This window comes from Amycolatopsis heterodermiae (assembly GCF_034929455.1).
In the GTDB taxonomy this organism is placed as follows: Bacteria; Actinomycetota; Actinomycetes; order Mycobacteriales; family Pseudonocardiaceae; genus Amycolatopsis; species Amycolatopsis heterodermiae.
This window is the reverse complement of sequence record NZ_JAYFSI010000017.1, coordinates 1-12,925: the sequence shown is the minus strand read 5'-3', so window position 1 is coordinate 12,925 and position 12,925 is coordinate 1. Positions and strand designations below refer to the sequence as shown.

10 protein-coding genes are annotated in these 12,925 nt (G+C 71.6%); 6 read left to right on the top strand and 4 right to left on the bottom strand.

Annotation, left to right across the window (positions count from 1 at the left end; translation table 11 throughout):
- Nucleotides 1–24: 24 nt before the first annotated feature.
- From VA596_RS44775 to VA596_RS44765, 3 genes are read right to left on the bottom strand one after another with little or no spacing between them, the layout of a single operon-like run.
- Nucleotides 25–414 (bottom strand): DUF742 domain-containing protein, encoded by a 390-nt coding sequence (locus tag VA596_RS44775; RefSeq protein ID WP_323336130.1) that lies wholly within the window; start codon nucleotides 412–414, stop codon nucleotides 25–27.
- On the bottom strand, nucleotides 411–929 hold the full coding sequence (locus VA596_RS44770; protein ID WP_323336129.1) for a roadblock/LC7 domain-containing protein: 519 nt from the start codon (nucleotides 927–929) through the stop codon (nucleotides 411–413). Before VA596_RS44770 ends, VA596_RS44775 begins: the two co-directional genes overlap by 4 nt.
- Nucleotides 926–3,337 carry a sensor histidine kinase gene (locus VA596_RS44765; protein WP_323336127.1) on the bottom strand — a complete coding sequence of 804 codons (2,412 nt, stop codon included), beginning with the start codon at nucleotides 3,335–3,337 and terminating at the stop codon, nucleotides 926–928. Before VA596_RS44765 ends, VA596_RS44770 begins: the two co-directional genes overlap by 4 nt.
- Nucleotides 3,338–3,979: 642 nt before the next feature.
- On the opposite strand from VA596_RS44765, the gene VA596_RS44760 reads away from it, so the two are divergent.
- Both VA596_RS44760 and VA596_RS44755 read left to right on the top strand, forming a co-directional pair.
- Nucleotides 3,980–4,858, top strand: coding sequence for an SAM-dependent methyltransferase (locus VA596_RS44760; RefSeq protein WP_323336125.1), 879 nt, complete (start codon nucleotides 3,980–3,982; stop codon nucleotides 4,856–4,858).
- A gap of 142 nt (nucleotides 4,859–5,000) precedes the next feature.
- Nucleotides 5,001–6,677 (top strand): SIR2 family protein, encoded by a 1,677-nt coding sequence (locus VA596_RS44755; RefSeq protein WP_323336123.1) that lies wholly within the window; start codon nucleotides 5,001–5,003, stop codon nucleotides 6,675–6,677.
- 1 nt (nucleotide 6,678) lies between these two features.
- Here VA596_RS44755 and VA596_RS44750 read toward each other — a convergent pair whose 3' ends face one another.
- Nucleotides 6,679–6,840 (bottom strand): hypothetical protein, encoded by a 162-nt coding sequence (locus VA596_RS44750; RefSeq protein WP_323336122.1) that lies wholly within the window; start codon nucleotides 6,838–6,840, stop codon nucleotides 6,679–6,681.
- 313 nt (nucleotides 6,841–7,153) lie between these two features.
- Here VA596_RS44750 and VA596_RS44745 point away from each other — a divergent pair, with 313 nt between their 5' ends.
- The 4 genes from VA596_RS44745 to VA596_RS44730 form a co-directional block, all read left to right on the top strand.
- A complete protein-coding gene (locus VA596_RS44745) occupies nucleotides 7,154–8,419 on the top strand; it encodes a low temperature requirement protein A (RefSeq protein WP_323336120.1) in 1,266 nt (421 codons plus the stop codon).
- A gap of 792 nt (nucleotides 8,420–9,211) precedes the next feature.
- The gene (locus VA596_RS44740; RefSeq protein WP_323336118.1) at nucleotides 9,212–10,795 is read left to right on the top strand and encodes an AMP-binding protein; all 1,584 of its coding nucleotides are present in this window, start codon (nucleotides 9,212–9,214) and stop codon (nucleotides 10,793–10,795) included.
- Between the two features lie 426 nt (nucleotides 10,796–11,221).
- Entirely contained in the window at nucleotides 11,222–12,325 is a 1,104-nt protein-coding gene (locus VA596_RS44735) for a DnaJ domain-containing protein (protein ID WP_323336116.1), read from the top strand.
- Nucleotides 12,326–12,367: 42 nt separating this feature from the next.
- The coding region (locus VA596_RS44730; RefSeq protein WP_323336402.1) for a LysE family transporter at nucleotides 12,368–12,925 on the top strand (558 nt) is incomplete at its 3' end.

Genomic DNA, 12,925 nt, shown 5'->3' with positions numbered 1-12,925 from the left:
CCTTCCTCCGGGGCACGGCGGGACTCACAGGTCCTTCAGGCCGTGCAGCACGCGTTCCATCAGGTCGTGGCGCTCGCCCCAGGACGAGGTGTCCGAAAGGGTGTCGCGGACGATGACCAGCCGGTCCTCCATCAGGTCCGCGACCAGCACGCGGACCACGCCGAGCGGCAGTACCAGCAGCGCCGCGATCTCCATCAGCGACCGCGGCCGGATGCACAGCTCCATGACCTGGGCCAGCGCACTCGTCGACTGGTAGGCCTCGTTCCGGCCGGCGGCCGTCGTCTCCACGAGCGCTTCGACCGCGATCTCGACCACCGGCGCCGTCCGGCCCTCGGTCCACGAGTATGGCCGCGCGAGCGACGGTGCGTGGCGCGGCTCCTCTCCGGCCGGGCCGAACGGCGGGTAGTCGGTCACAGGCGGTCCTGAGCCACCGGCATCTCACGCGCGGGCACGTCCACCTTCTGCCCGACCCGCTCGACCAGCATCGTCATCTCGTAGCCGACCAGGCCGATGTCGCAGCCGGTCGTGGCGAGCACGACCAGGTTGGAGCCGTCGCCGACGCTCATCAGCAGCAGGAACCCCTGCTCCATCTCGATCACCGACTGCACCACCCGGCCCGCCGTGAACAGCTCGGCGGTGCCGAGCGACAGGCTGGACAGCCCAGCCGCGATGGCCGCCAGCTGGTCCGCGCGCTCGCGCGGCAGCGTCTCGTCGGCCGCGACGAGCAACCCGTCGGCGGACACCAGCACGGCGTGGGCCACCCCGGTGACGTCCTGCACGAACCCGTTGACCAGCCAGTTCAGCGTGGCCGCCCGTTCGGGCGGTGGCGCCGTCGCGGGGAAGACCCCCAGGGTGCCGCTCAGCGTGCGAGTCGCGGAGTCGGCGCCGGGGGCGCGCCGGTGGTGGTGAACCTCGGGCAGTTCCGTCATCGCGGATCCACTTCGTCCTTTCCGGATTCTTCGGTGCGCGACGCGGTCTGCCGCCGGGCCGCGCGCATTCCCTGGTAGTGCCGGGACAGGCTGTTCCGGACGGCGGAGGCGTCCCGGAACCCGCCACCGTTCTGCTCGCGCACGCGCGGGACGACCGCGCCGGGCGCGAGCTGCGCACCGGGCCGCCGGGTCGGCAGGCCGGCGTCGGTCAGCTGGGGCGCCGCCGCCGGTTCGAGAGCGCTTTCCGCCGCGTGGCGCGCCTGCTCCGCCGCCGGGGTCGCCCACTCGGCGACCGGCTGCGGCTGTGACGGCGGTTGGGCCGGTGAGGGCGACGGCTGCGGCTTCGCGGCCGGTGCCGGGGCGGGCGCCGGGGCCGGCGTCGCGACCGGCGGACGGCCGGGCGGCGGGTCGACCGGCTCGGTGAACCAGCTCGTGACGACCTGCTCGAAGATCGGCGTCGGCGCCTGTGGCGGCACCACCACGGGGCGGTGCGACCCGTTGCGGCGCACCGGTTCGACCGGCCGGCCGGCCCCGATCGGCCGCGCCAGGTCGGCGAGGACCAGCGCGCCGGGGACGTGCACGCTGGCGGTGACCCCCTGGTGCCGCCCGCCCGGCCCGGTCGCCCGCAGCCGCACCGTGACGCCGTGCAGCGCGGCGAGCCTGCCGACCACGAACAGGCCCATCCGCCGGGTCGTCTCGGGCCCGACCGTGCCGGCGGCGGCGAGGCGTTCGTTGACCGCCGTGAGCTCCGCGGCCGTCATGCCCAGCCCCTGGTCGACGACCTCGATCAGCAGGCCGCCGTCGGCGCCGCGGTCGGCGGTCAGCGCGACCTTCTGCTCCGGCGGGGAGAACCGGGTCGCGTTCTCCAGCAGCTCGGCGAGGATGTGGACGACGTCGGCGGCCGCCTCCGGCTGCACCGAGCTGCGGGGCGCGTTGCCCATCGCGATCCGGCGGTAGTCCTTGACCTCGGACGTCGCGGCCCGCAGCAGGTCGCGCGTGGGCACCGGCTCGCGGCCCTGGCGCACCGGACGGCCACCGGCGAGCACGTGCAGGTTCTCGCCGTTGCGGCGCAGCCGGGTGGCGATGTGGTCGATCCGGAACAGCTCCTCCAGCCGGCTCGGGTTCTGCTCCCCCGACTCGAGGTCTTCGATGATCGACAGCTGCTGCTCGACCAGCGACTGGCTGCGCCGCGACAGCGTCATGAACATCTCGCTGACCTGCTTGCGCAGCTCGGCCTGTTCGACGGCGAGCCGGACGGCCTGGCGGTGCATGTCGTCGAAGGCACGGGCCAGCTGCCCGATCTCCTCCTCCGTCTGGACCGGGACCGGCGGCACGGCGCGCCAGTCGACCTCCTGGCCGTCGCGGACCTGCCGGACGGTCTCCGGCAGCTGCTCGTTGGCCGCGTGCAGGGCGGCCGCACGCAGCCGCCGCACCGGCGTCACGAGCGACCGCACGACCAGCAGGGCGATCGCGAGCGCGCCGAGCAGGGCGCCGAGCACGAGCGCCGTGTCGCGCAGGGAGTCGGCACGGGCGCGGTCGGCCGCGTCGGACACGTTGCCGGCCAGCTGCGTGGCGACGTCGTTCAGCACGCCGGTCACGCCGGGCACTTCCGCGGTGATGGACGGGAGGAACGACAGCAGGGCCGACGCGCCGGTGCTGTCGGGATCCTGCAGCGTGCCGAGCCGGTTCTGGGCGGGCGCGATCGCGGCGGCGAACCGGGTCTTCAGCGCGCCGGACAGCTGACGGCCGGCCTGCTCGCCGAGCACGGTCTGCTCGGCGGTGGACAACACGGCCGCCGGGCGCAGCGACGCGTCGTCCGGGCTGGCCGCGGCCGCCCGCACGTAGGTCTCCTCGGTCGCCAGCTCGCCGCGCAGGTGCACCAGCAGCCGGGCGGTGTCGGCCGCGACGGCCGTTTCGCTGCCGACGTCGGCGGGGACGAGCGCGGGCACGAGGTCGCCGAGCGAGGCGATGATGTCGTTGTAGCCCGCGGCCTTGGTGCGCACGTCGCCGTTCGCGGCGCCGGCCGCGCGGATCCCGGCGAGCTTGCCGAGCGCGGTGTTGAGGGCGCGGCCGGTGTCGGCCGTCAGCGGCGCGAACCCGGTTTCGCGCTGGATGGCGCTCACCTTCGCGTCGACCGCGGCGGTCAGGGTGTTCGGCGCGCCGCCGGGTACCGCAACGGCGGCGACCATCTCCTGGCTCAGCGACGCGGTCAGGTCGATCGTGTCGTGCAGCACCGGCAGCCGGTCGCGCGCCGCGCTGAGCGTCGTGGCCCGGTCGAGCTCACCCTGGATCCGGACCACGGCCAGCGCGACGGCGACCAGGACGGGGAGCAGGAGGACGACGCTGATCTTGGTGCGGACGCTCCAGTGCGCAGGCCACCACGGGGAGTCGGCCGGCCGGTGTGGCATGGACCCTCTGGGCGCTTTGGAGCCTCGGTCAAGCATGGTGGAACCGCTCGATTCCCAGCCGGCGCGCGGCTGACGTCGAACTCGGACAGGACGAGATGACCCCCGGGCCGATCACGGAACGTCCTGAACGATCGAGCACCGGCACCCGAACCGGTGAAATTGCGGCTTTCCCAATGACGTGGCGTGACCGAGCCGGGTTGCAGAGAACATCAACTCCAGCACCCCTGTCAAGCCTGACACCGACATTTTCGACAGTGCACCGCGAATACTTTCCGACACGCCCGCACATATCACGCATCGTGTCCCGCCGACTCCGCCTTGCACACCGTACAACCCTGTTCGCGCAGCTCCGCGCGGTGCTTAGCCCGGCTCACGATGTTCCCGAAAGGATCTTTTCCGGCGTCGGCAGAATTACCCACAGCGTTACCCGATCGCTACATCGGCACAATTTGACAAAGCGCGCCGGGCGTTGTTCGTTATTAATTTCCGGCACGCACCGTGAGTCCGGCGCACACTTCCGAACATCACAGCCGGTGACGCACGCCACACACTCCGATTCCGGGCAAAACGCTCACGCCACGCACTCGATCCGTCGCGCAATGTCATGCTGGGGTGATCGAGTGATCAAGGGGAGGCCCGCGGATGACGCACCGGCAGTGGGACATCGTGACCAGCGTCGGCCTGACGGCACTGGCGGTCGCGGCCGCGCGGGCCGTCGCGACGGAGTCCGCCGGCGGCCTGGTCGACGACCCGTTCGCGGCCGAGTTCGTCCGCGCGGCGGATCCGCCCAAGCCGCTGCCGACCGGCCCGTCCGACGTGGACGGCGACGAGATGTGGCGCTCGATGGCCGCCTACATGGGCCTGCGGTCGCGGTTCTTCGACGAGGTCGTCGTCACCTCCGGCGCCCCGCAGGTGGTGATCCTCGCCGCCGGCCTCGACGCCCGCGCCTACCGGCTCGACCTGGACGGCCGCGACGTCTACGAGGTGGACCAGCCGCGGGTCCTGGAGTTCAAGCAGCAGGTGCTCGACGACCTCGGCGCGCTGCCGCACTGCCACCGCCGTCCCGTCGCCGCGGACCTGCGCGACGACTGGCCCGCCGCGCTGGAGGGGGCGGGCTTCGACCGGACCCGGCCGACCGTGTGGCTCGCCGAGGGACTGCTGCCGTACCTGCCCGCGCGGGCCGAGGAGGAGCTGTTCGACCTCGTCCACGCCCGTTCGGCGCCCGGCAGCCGGTTCGGCGTGGAGCAGGTCCCCGGCGGCGACGTCGAGGGCATGAACCGGAGCATGGAGGCGATGCGGGCCGCCGAACGCCTGGGCATCAGCATGGCGGGCCTGCTCAACACCGAGCCCCGCCGCGACCCGGCGGCCTGGCTGGACGGCCAGGGCTGGCGGGTCACCACCGACATCGCGGACGCCCTCGCGGCGCGCTACCGGCGTCCCCTGCCCGCGTTCCTCAACGACACGATGGCGAAAGCGGAACTGATCCGCGCCGACCTGCCCCTTTCTTTGACAAAAGAATGACAAATTCCGGGAACGCGGAGTAACGACCCATTCGGCCATTAGCGTGATCTTCCCGGACGGCGTAACAAGTTCACCACGCGGCCCGACCTCACGACGCACGGGTGCCAAGATGACACCACAGCCGTGACGCGTGAGGACGGGCATGCCAGAGGGATTCGTCTCGAAAATCGTCGATCCTAGCGCTTTCGACGACGGAGACACTTTTTCCTTTGAAACGCAGACCTACCTCACGGAACTGTTCGAAACGGTCCGAGACCGCAGTCTCCCGCTGACGATCGTGGTCGGCGCGGGCGTCTCGATGAACTCCGGCCTGCCGTCGTGGCAGTCCCTCATCGAGAAGATGACTGACGAGATCTCAGACAAGAACATTCAGCGGATCGCCAGGGCTGACAAGTCCGATCTGATGCGCAAGGCGGAGATCGTCCTTCAGCTGCTCAAGGAAGCGAAGGGCGACATCCAGGAGCACGAGGTCATCCGGAAGGCGCTCTACCAGCGCGATCTGCAGGTGACACCGGGCCTGCTGGCCGAGTCGATCGCGCGGCTGGCCTACGTTCGGCGGACCGACAGCCGCTTGCTCACCACGAACTTCGACATCGTCCTCGAAGAGGCGCTTTTGGCCTACTTCGCCGGAGCCGATGTGAAGTCCTTCTCCGTCCCGTCCGATCAAACGGGCGCATGGAAGGACTGGAACCGGGATGGTCAAATCGGCGTCCTGCACCTGCACGGCCGGATCCGGCAAGCAGCGGGCCACGAGGAACCGATTCTCCTCACCGAGTCGCAATTCCTCAAGTACGGTGCTCAGGTCCGGGCCATCCTCGCCGACTCCCTGAAGGACTCCTGCACGATCTTCATCGGGCTCGGCATGTCCGACCCGAACCTCGTAGGCCCCCTCTACGAGAGTGCTCCCGCGAATTCGCCGCGATTTTCTCTCGTGGTCCCGCCCGCGGTACCCAGGGTGTCGCCGACCCTCGCGGCGACCTACGCCATCAACTCGGCTCGCTACCTCGAGCAGAAACTGGGCCTCAGGCCCATCTTCCTCAAGTCGTATTCGCAGTTGAACCAGGCGATTTCCGACCTGACCCTCGCCGTCCTGGAACCCGAGCGGTACCGGCTGGACGATGCGGTCGGCGATTCCCTGGTCTACAGCCGGCGGTTCGCCAGAGCGCTCGATGTCTGCTACACAGCCGTCGGCTGCTCACCGAAAGCCGAAATCCCCGCAGGCCAGGCCGCGGAGGACCTCACCACGAGACTGCACAAAGCGCTGAGCATCCCCGATGGTCCGCTGGACGTACTGAACCGGTTCTCGACCGAGTACGGCAACCACGTCCTCGGCGGCAACGACGGCGAGAACTTCGGCTTGTTCCTCTGGCTTCGGAGCAGGACCCAGGAGAACGGCGGGCGGAGCTACACCATCAACCTCGTGGGGACCTCGGTGTACACCCACCGAGAGGAGTGGTCGCTCCGGCACCACGTGAACATCGACCGCGGCTCCGACTTCGCCGCCGCCCAAGCCATCTTCACCGGCAACCTGCAGGCCGCGAACCTCACACCGTCACCGATCGCGCAGATCTGGCGGGGCATTCTCGCGGCCCCCATCCTCATTTCGGGGACGGGAAGCGACAGGATGGTCGGGAAGGCTCCCGCGGACGTGCTCACCGTCGGCGCGATCACCCTCAATTCGACCTACGTCATCAAGGCGAACGGCGAACGGGTAGCACCCCGGCACCTGTCCCTGATCAGCAAGCTGGACTCCGAGCGCTACAACTACCTGCTCGGCAGTCTCCAGCAGGCCGCGCAGTACGCCATGAACCTCGGCTGAGCTATTTCTTCTTCTGCTTGGCCTTGATCATCGGCACCGGTCCGGGGACGGTGACGTACACCGAGCTCCCGACCTTGCGCCGCGGGGACTGGCCGATGATCGGCTCACCCGGTTCGGACGTCGGCGAGGTTTCCTGCTCGCGAGCCGCCGTGTCGATGTCCATGGCGTCAGCACACCCTTTCGCGCCGCGTACCGGTTCCGTCTGCGAGGACGATCGCACGGCGTTCTGGAGAGAGGGTCGGATACCACTCTCCGGCACCCACATTACGCCGACCGGGGGACGGCTTCGTCCAGGTGCTCATGCGATCACACTCCGCGTCAGGGTCGCATTCCGCGTCGATGATGCTACGGGCCGTAGTATCATCGAGGCAACCGCTCAATGCGGGAGTCGTCCGCCCCCATTCCGCCGTTACAGAAACGGCGGGTGGTGGAACGCGCCCATCCCCCTGTCCGAGGCACAGTGCACAATTTCGGCTGTGACCGAGGAGCAGGACAGCGCCGAGCACGGCAGACGCGTCGGATGGGTCGAGCTGTACTTCGACCTCGTCTTCGTCTTCGCCGTCAGCCAGGTGACACACGCGATCGTCGCCGATCCGCGCTGGGCGCACGTCGCCTCCGCGCTGGGCCTGTTCGCCACGCTGTGGTGGACGTGGATCGGCTTCGCCCTGCTCTACAACCGCGTCGGCGACGACACCCGCGTCACCGACCGGCTGTTCGTGCTCGCCGGGACGGTGCCTTGCGCGATCGCGGCCACCCAGGCGCACCACGTCTTCGAAGGGCACCCGGCGGGCTTCGCGGGCGCGCTGGCCGGCGTCCGGCTGATCCTGGCCGTGGCGCACTGGTGGTCCGGCCGGGGCAAGGCCGGGGTCCGCCGGATCACCTGGGGCTACGCCGCGGCGGCGGCCGTGTTCGCGGTCTCGGCGTTCGTCCCGCGGCCGTGGGTGTTCGTGCTGTGGGCGTTCGCGCTGATCCAGGAGGCGGGCTTCCTGCTGCTGGACAAGGGCGACGACTGGCGTCGCGACCGCCACGACGGGCCCCGGCCGTCCCGGGAGGCGAAGATGCGCTCGCTGCTCGCCCCGACGAGCACCCCGGGGCGGGCGGTCGACGCGGGGCACCTGTCCGAGCGGTTCGGGCTCTTCATGATCCTGCTGCTCGGCGAGCTGGTGATCACGGTCGGGGGCGCGGCGCTCGACCGCCCGGCCGACGACCTCGGCTACTGGCTCGCGCTGATCGGCGGCCTGGTGCTCGCCGGCGCGCTGTGGTGGGTGTACTTCACGTCGGCGGCGGAGATCTACGAGCGCATGCTCGGCCTTTCCGGCGGGAACCCGGCGCTGGCCTACTTCCTGTACGCGGGCGGGCACCTGTTCCCGGCGTTCTCGCTGCTGCTCGTCGCGGCCGGGGTGGACCTTTCGCTGCACGAGTCCCCGCCGACCTCCGCCGCGTGGTTCGTCACGGCCGGCCTGACGGCCTACCTCAGCGGAACGCGCGTGTTCTCGATGCAGCCGCGCAAGTGGTACGTGAACGTGCTCCAGATAGCGGCGCTGGCCACCACGGTGAACCTGGCTCTGCTGCGCCACGTCCTGTCGGCACCGGCCGTGGTGATGGTGATCGCGGTGTGGGCCGTCGGCAGCGCCGCCCTCTCGGCCCGGGTCCGGCACGGGGTGCTCGAGAGCCTTTCGGACAACCCGGCGGCGTTCTTCAGGGCCTCGGAACTGGACTTGGAACGGGACTCGGGAGCCTGAGTTTCGGCGATCCGCCCCGTGCTGGGGGAAGCCGACGGAGTGGCTTCGGCGGTGGCTGTGGCTGGGCGCAGCCCGCATCCCGGCTTGGGGGTGCCGCCACCGTGGGCTCACCCGGGGCAGCGCTGGCGGGCGTGACCGACCGCCCGGCAACCGCCTTGGCGCAGGCGACCGGCCGCCGCCGGAGGCCCGGCAGCAGCCTCAGCGCGCGTGACCGATTGCCACAGGCTGACTGGTGGCGGGCCGCGACCATCATCGTGGACCGGGTGGCCACCGGTTTGCGCATCGGCTTGAGTGGTCGGCTGCCGGGGGGCGGCCCGGTAGCCGCCCTGGCGAGCGATCGGCCGCAGCGGGGCGGTGGGGCCGGGTAGCAGCCTCGGCGTGCGTGACCGATTGCAAAGGGCAGCCCGGCAACCGCCTCGGCACGCGCGACCGGCTGCTGCCAGGGCCCAGCAACAGCCTCAGCGCGCGACCGACTGCCACAGGCGACCCGACAATGCCTCGGCAAGCGCGACCGGCTGCCGCCGACGGCCCGGCAGCCTTCTCGGCGCGCGCGGGTCGCGCGGTGGTGGCTGCGACCATCGCCGCCCGGGGCGTTGTGGTCGGGTGACCGTCTGTTGTGCGTCGGTGATCAGCCGCCTCCTCGAGGGGTGGTCACTGTGTGCGGTTCCTGGTGAACACAGGGGCATCGTCTTCTTGTTGTCGCCGTCATGGGTGCGGCATTGCGTCTTCTCGACGGTCGCAACCAGTGCTACGTTTCTCCTGGTGCAGGTCGTTCCGACCCGAGGAGCCGTGATGCCGCTTTCGCCCAGCGCTCACATCGACTCGTTCTGCCGCGACCGGCTGCCGCCCGTGGGGCAGTGGCCGCGGCTGGTGTTCGACCTGCCGGAGCTGCGGTATCCCGATCGGCTCAACGCCGCCACCGCACTGCTCGACGGCACCGTCGCGCGGCTCGGGCCGGGCCGGCCGTGCCTGCGGTCGCCGCAGGAGACGTGGAGCTACGGCGACGTGCTCGCGCGCGCCAACCGGATCGCGCACGTGCTCACCGCCGATCTCGGTGTCGTGCCCGGGAACCGTGTGCTGCTGCGTGGCACCAACACGCCCTGGCTCGCGGCGTGCTGGCTGGGCGTCCTCAAGGCCGGGGCGGTCGCCGTCACGACCATGCCGATGCTGCGCCGCCACGAGCTCGACAAGATCGTCGAGCGCGCGGAACCCAGCGTCGCCCTCTGCGACGAGCGCCTGCTCGACGAGCTGCCGCCCGGCCTGCCGGTGGTCTCCTACGGCACCGAACTCGCCGGTCGCTGCGCCCGGCACCCGGCGGCCTTCGACGACGTGCCGACGGCCGCCGACGACGTCGCGTTGCTCGCCTTCACCTCCGGCACCACCGGGTCGCCGAAGGCGACCATGCACTTCCACCGCGACCTGCTCGCCATCGCCGACACGTTCTCCCGGCACGTCCTCAAGCCCACCGCCGACGACCTCTTCTGCGGCACCCCTCCCCTCGCGTTCACCTTCGGCCTCGGTGGCCTCCTCGTCTTCCCGTTGCACGCCGGCGCGGCCGTGCTCCTGCTCGAGCGCGCCACCCCGAAGGAGCTGGCCGCGACGGTCGCCGAGCAGGCGGTGACCGTGCTCTTCACCGCGCCGACGGCCTACCGCGCGATCCTCGGTTCCGGCGACGGCCCGCTGCTGGCCGGCGTCCGGCGCGCCGTCTCCGCCGGCGAAGCCCTCCCGGCCGCCGTGGCCGAGCGGTACCGCAAGGTCGTCGGACGGCCCCTCATCGACGGCATCGGCAGCACGGAGATGCTGCACGTGTTCATCTCCGCCGCCGACGAGGCCGCCCGCCCCGGCTCGACCGGGGTCGCCGTGCCCGGGTTCCGCGCCACCGTGCTCGACCTCGACGGCCGGCCGGTGCCCGACGGCACCCCGGGACTGCTCGCCGTGCAGGGGCCGACCGGCTGCCGCTACCTGGGCGACCCCCGGCAGGCCGACTACGTCCGCGACGGCTGGAACCTGACCGGCGACACCTACGTCCGCGACACCGAGGGCTACTTCCGGTTCGTCGCCCGCAGCGACGACATGATCGTGTCCTCCGGCTACAACATCGCCGCCCCCGAGGTGGAAGAGGTGCTGCTGACGCACCCGGACGTCGCCGACTGCGCCGTCGTCGGCACACCCGACCCGGACCGCGGCTCGGTGGTGACCGCCTTCGTCGTGCCCCGGCCGGGCGCCGAGGCGGGGCCGGACCTCGTGCACGCCCTGCAGGAGCACGCCAAAGCCGTTGCCGCGCCGTACAAGTACCCGCGCCGGGTGCGATTCGTCGACGCGCTGCCGCGCAACGCGAGCGGCAAGCTGCAGCGTTTCCTGCTGAGGGAGGGGTGACGGGCCCGCTGCCGAGGTGGGGTGGCGGTGAGCCCGTCACGTTCGTGGGGAACCGGGGACATGCCACAACAATACCCGGATAATCGAACACCTGTTCGCGTCCATCCGGGTGGATTCCGGCTACGCAACGTCAGCGCGCCCCGGTAAAACCCGGCCGTTACACCACTTTCGAGCGACAAACAGTCCTCAGTGGACACTAATGGAGCACCGGAAACGTGACGCCCGCCCCGGACGGGGCCACGTCATGCACCCCGGCGAGTCGGCAGAGCGCGCCGGTGACGGCACACCAGGCGAGCGGTAGAACTCCTGACACCGCCCTGACCAGGCCCGCGGGACCATCACCCTGCCGTGCCGCGGAGGCGGTGACCGGCCCCGCGACCCGACCCCATAAAGTCTTCGCGCAGCCATCCGGAGGTGAACGCCAGCGTGCCCGAGGTCGACTACTACGAGGTGCTCGGCGTCCACCGCGACGCCACGGCGGCCGACGTCAAGACGGCCTACCGCAGGCTCGCCAAGTCCCTGCACCCGGACGCCGGCGGCACGGTCGGCACGTTCCGGCTGCTCCGCGAGGCCTACGACGTCCTGAGCGACCCGGTCAGCCGCGACCGCTACGACGCCCGGGGTTCCCGGGCCGCCACCGTCGTGCCGGTCCCGGTGCGGCCACGACCCCGGCGGCGCTTCGGCGACGAGCCCGGCTTCGTCCCCGACCTGCCCGACCTGGACGCCGAAGACCTCGACTGGTGGCACTTCGCGGGCGAGGACACCCGGATGCGGCACGGCCGCCGCCGCGGGCCGGGGCACACCCCGGTCGTCGCTGCGGTGGGCGGCATGGTGCTGGTGCTGCTGCCCCTGGTCAGCGGCGTGGAGTTCTCGCCGCCCGTGCTGGTCGCCTGGCTGGTGCTCACCGCCGGCACCGCGCTGCTGGTGCAGCGGCTGGCCCGCGGCTACCTGCGCGCGTCCCGCGCCCGGGACGCCTTCGCCGAGGAGTTCGGCGGCCGCACCGTCTTCGGCGCGCCCGGCACCGAGCGCGACGAGCTGGCCGAGCGGCTCACCGCCGAGCTGCTGGAGCGCTACCTGACCCGGCTGCCCGGCGCGCGGATCTTCCACGGGCTCGCCTGGCCGGGCTCGGTGTTCGCCGACGTCGACCACGCCGTGCTGTGCGGGAAGCGCCTGGTGCTCATCGAATCGAAGCTGTGGCTGCCCGGGCACTACGAGACCGCCGAGGACGGCAGGCTGCTGCGCAACGGGCGGCCGTTCCGCGGCGGCGGCAGCCGGCTCGCCGAGAGCCTCGCCGCCTACCGCGACCTGCTGCCCGGCGTCGCGCTGCGCGGCGCGATGATCGTCTACCCCAGCCGCAGCGGCGAGCTGACCACCGCGGACCCGGACGACGAGGCGGCCCCGCCGATGACGCCCGAGACGTTCCTGTACGAGATCGGCGAATGGCTCGCCGCCGAACCGTCCACTGTGGACCACGACGCCCTGCGGTCCGTGCGCGACCAGGTCGTCGGCGGGGGCGGCCGGGCGGCGTGAGCGCCGCCGCCACCCTCGGCACGGTGCTGCTGGCCTACCTCGCTGGACGACACTGTCTCCCCCGGCCCCAACTTCGTCCTCATCGCGCACACGGCGGCGGCCGGCAACCGGCGCGCCGCGCTGGCGGTCGCGCTCGGCGTCGTCGCCGCGGGCGGGCTGCTGGCCGCGGTCGCCGTCTTCGGGCTCGGCACGCTCCTGGCCCGCACGCCGTGGCTGGCCACGGCCCTGCGCGTCGTCTGCGGCGCCTACCTCGCCTGGCTCGGGATCCGGCTGTGGCTGCGCGCCCGCGCGCCGGAATCCGCCCCGCCCGAGGCGCGCGGGAGCGCGTTCCGCCAGGGCGTCGTCAGCAATCTGACCAACCCGAAGGCCGCGGCGTTCTTCGGCAGCGTCCTGACCGCGACGCTCCCGCCGGGCGAACCGGCGGGTGTCAAAGCGGCGGCGGTCGCCCTGATCGTCGTGGCGTCCACGGCCTGGCACCTGAGCGTGGCCCTGCTGTTTTCCGCCCCGGCCACCCAGCGCTGGTACGAGCACGCGAAACCGGCCCTCAACCGCGTCGTGGGCACGATCCTCATCGCCCTGGGCCTCGCACTGGCCGCAACG

What these genes read in the sequence shown, in the direction of transcription:
- VA596_RS44740 (WP_323336118.1), top strand. Translation starts at nt 9,212, where the DNA reads ATGCCGCTTTCGCCCAGCGCTCACATCGACTCGTTCTGCCGCGACCGG.
- VA596_RS44750 (WP_323336122.1), bottom strand. Translation starts at nt 6,840, where the DNA reads ATGGACATCGACACGGCGGCTCGCGAGCAGGAAACCTCGCCGACGTCC.
- VA596_RS44765 (WP_323336127.1), bottom strand. Translation starts at nt 3,337, where the DNA reads ATGCCACACCGGCCGGCCGACTCCCCGTGGTGGCCTGCGCACTGGAGC.
- VA596_RS44760 (WP_323336125.1), top strand. Translation starts at nt 3,980, where the DNA reads ATGACGCACCGGCAGTGGGACATCGTGACCAGCGTCGGCCTGACGGCA.
- VA596_RS44770 (WP_323336129.1), bottom strand. Translation starts at nt 929, where the DNA reads ATGACGGAACTGCCCGAGGTTCACCACCACCGGCGCGCCCCCGGCGCC.
- VA596_RS44755 (WP_323336123.1), top strand. Translation starts at nt 5,001, where the DNA reads ATGCCAGAGGGATTCGTCTCGAAAATCGTCGATCCTAGCGCTTTCGAC.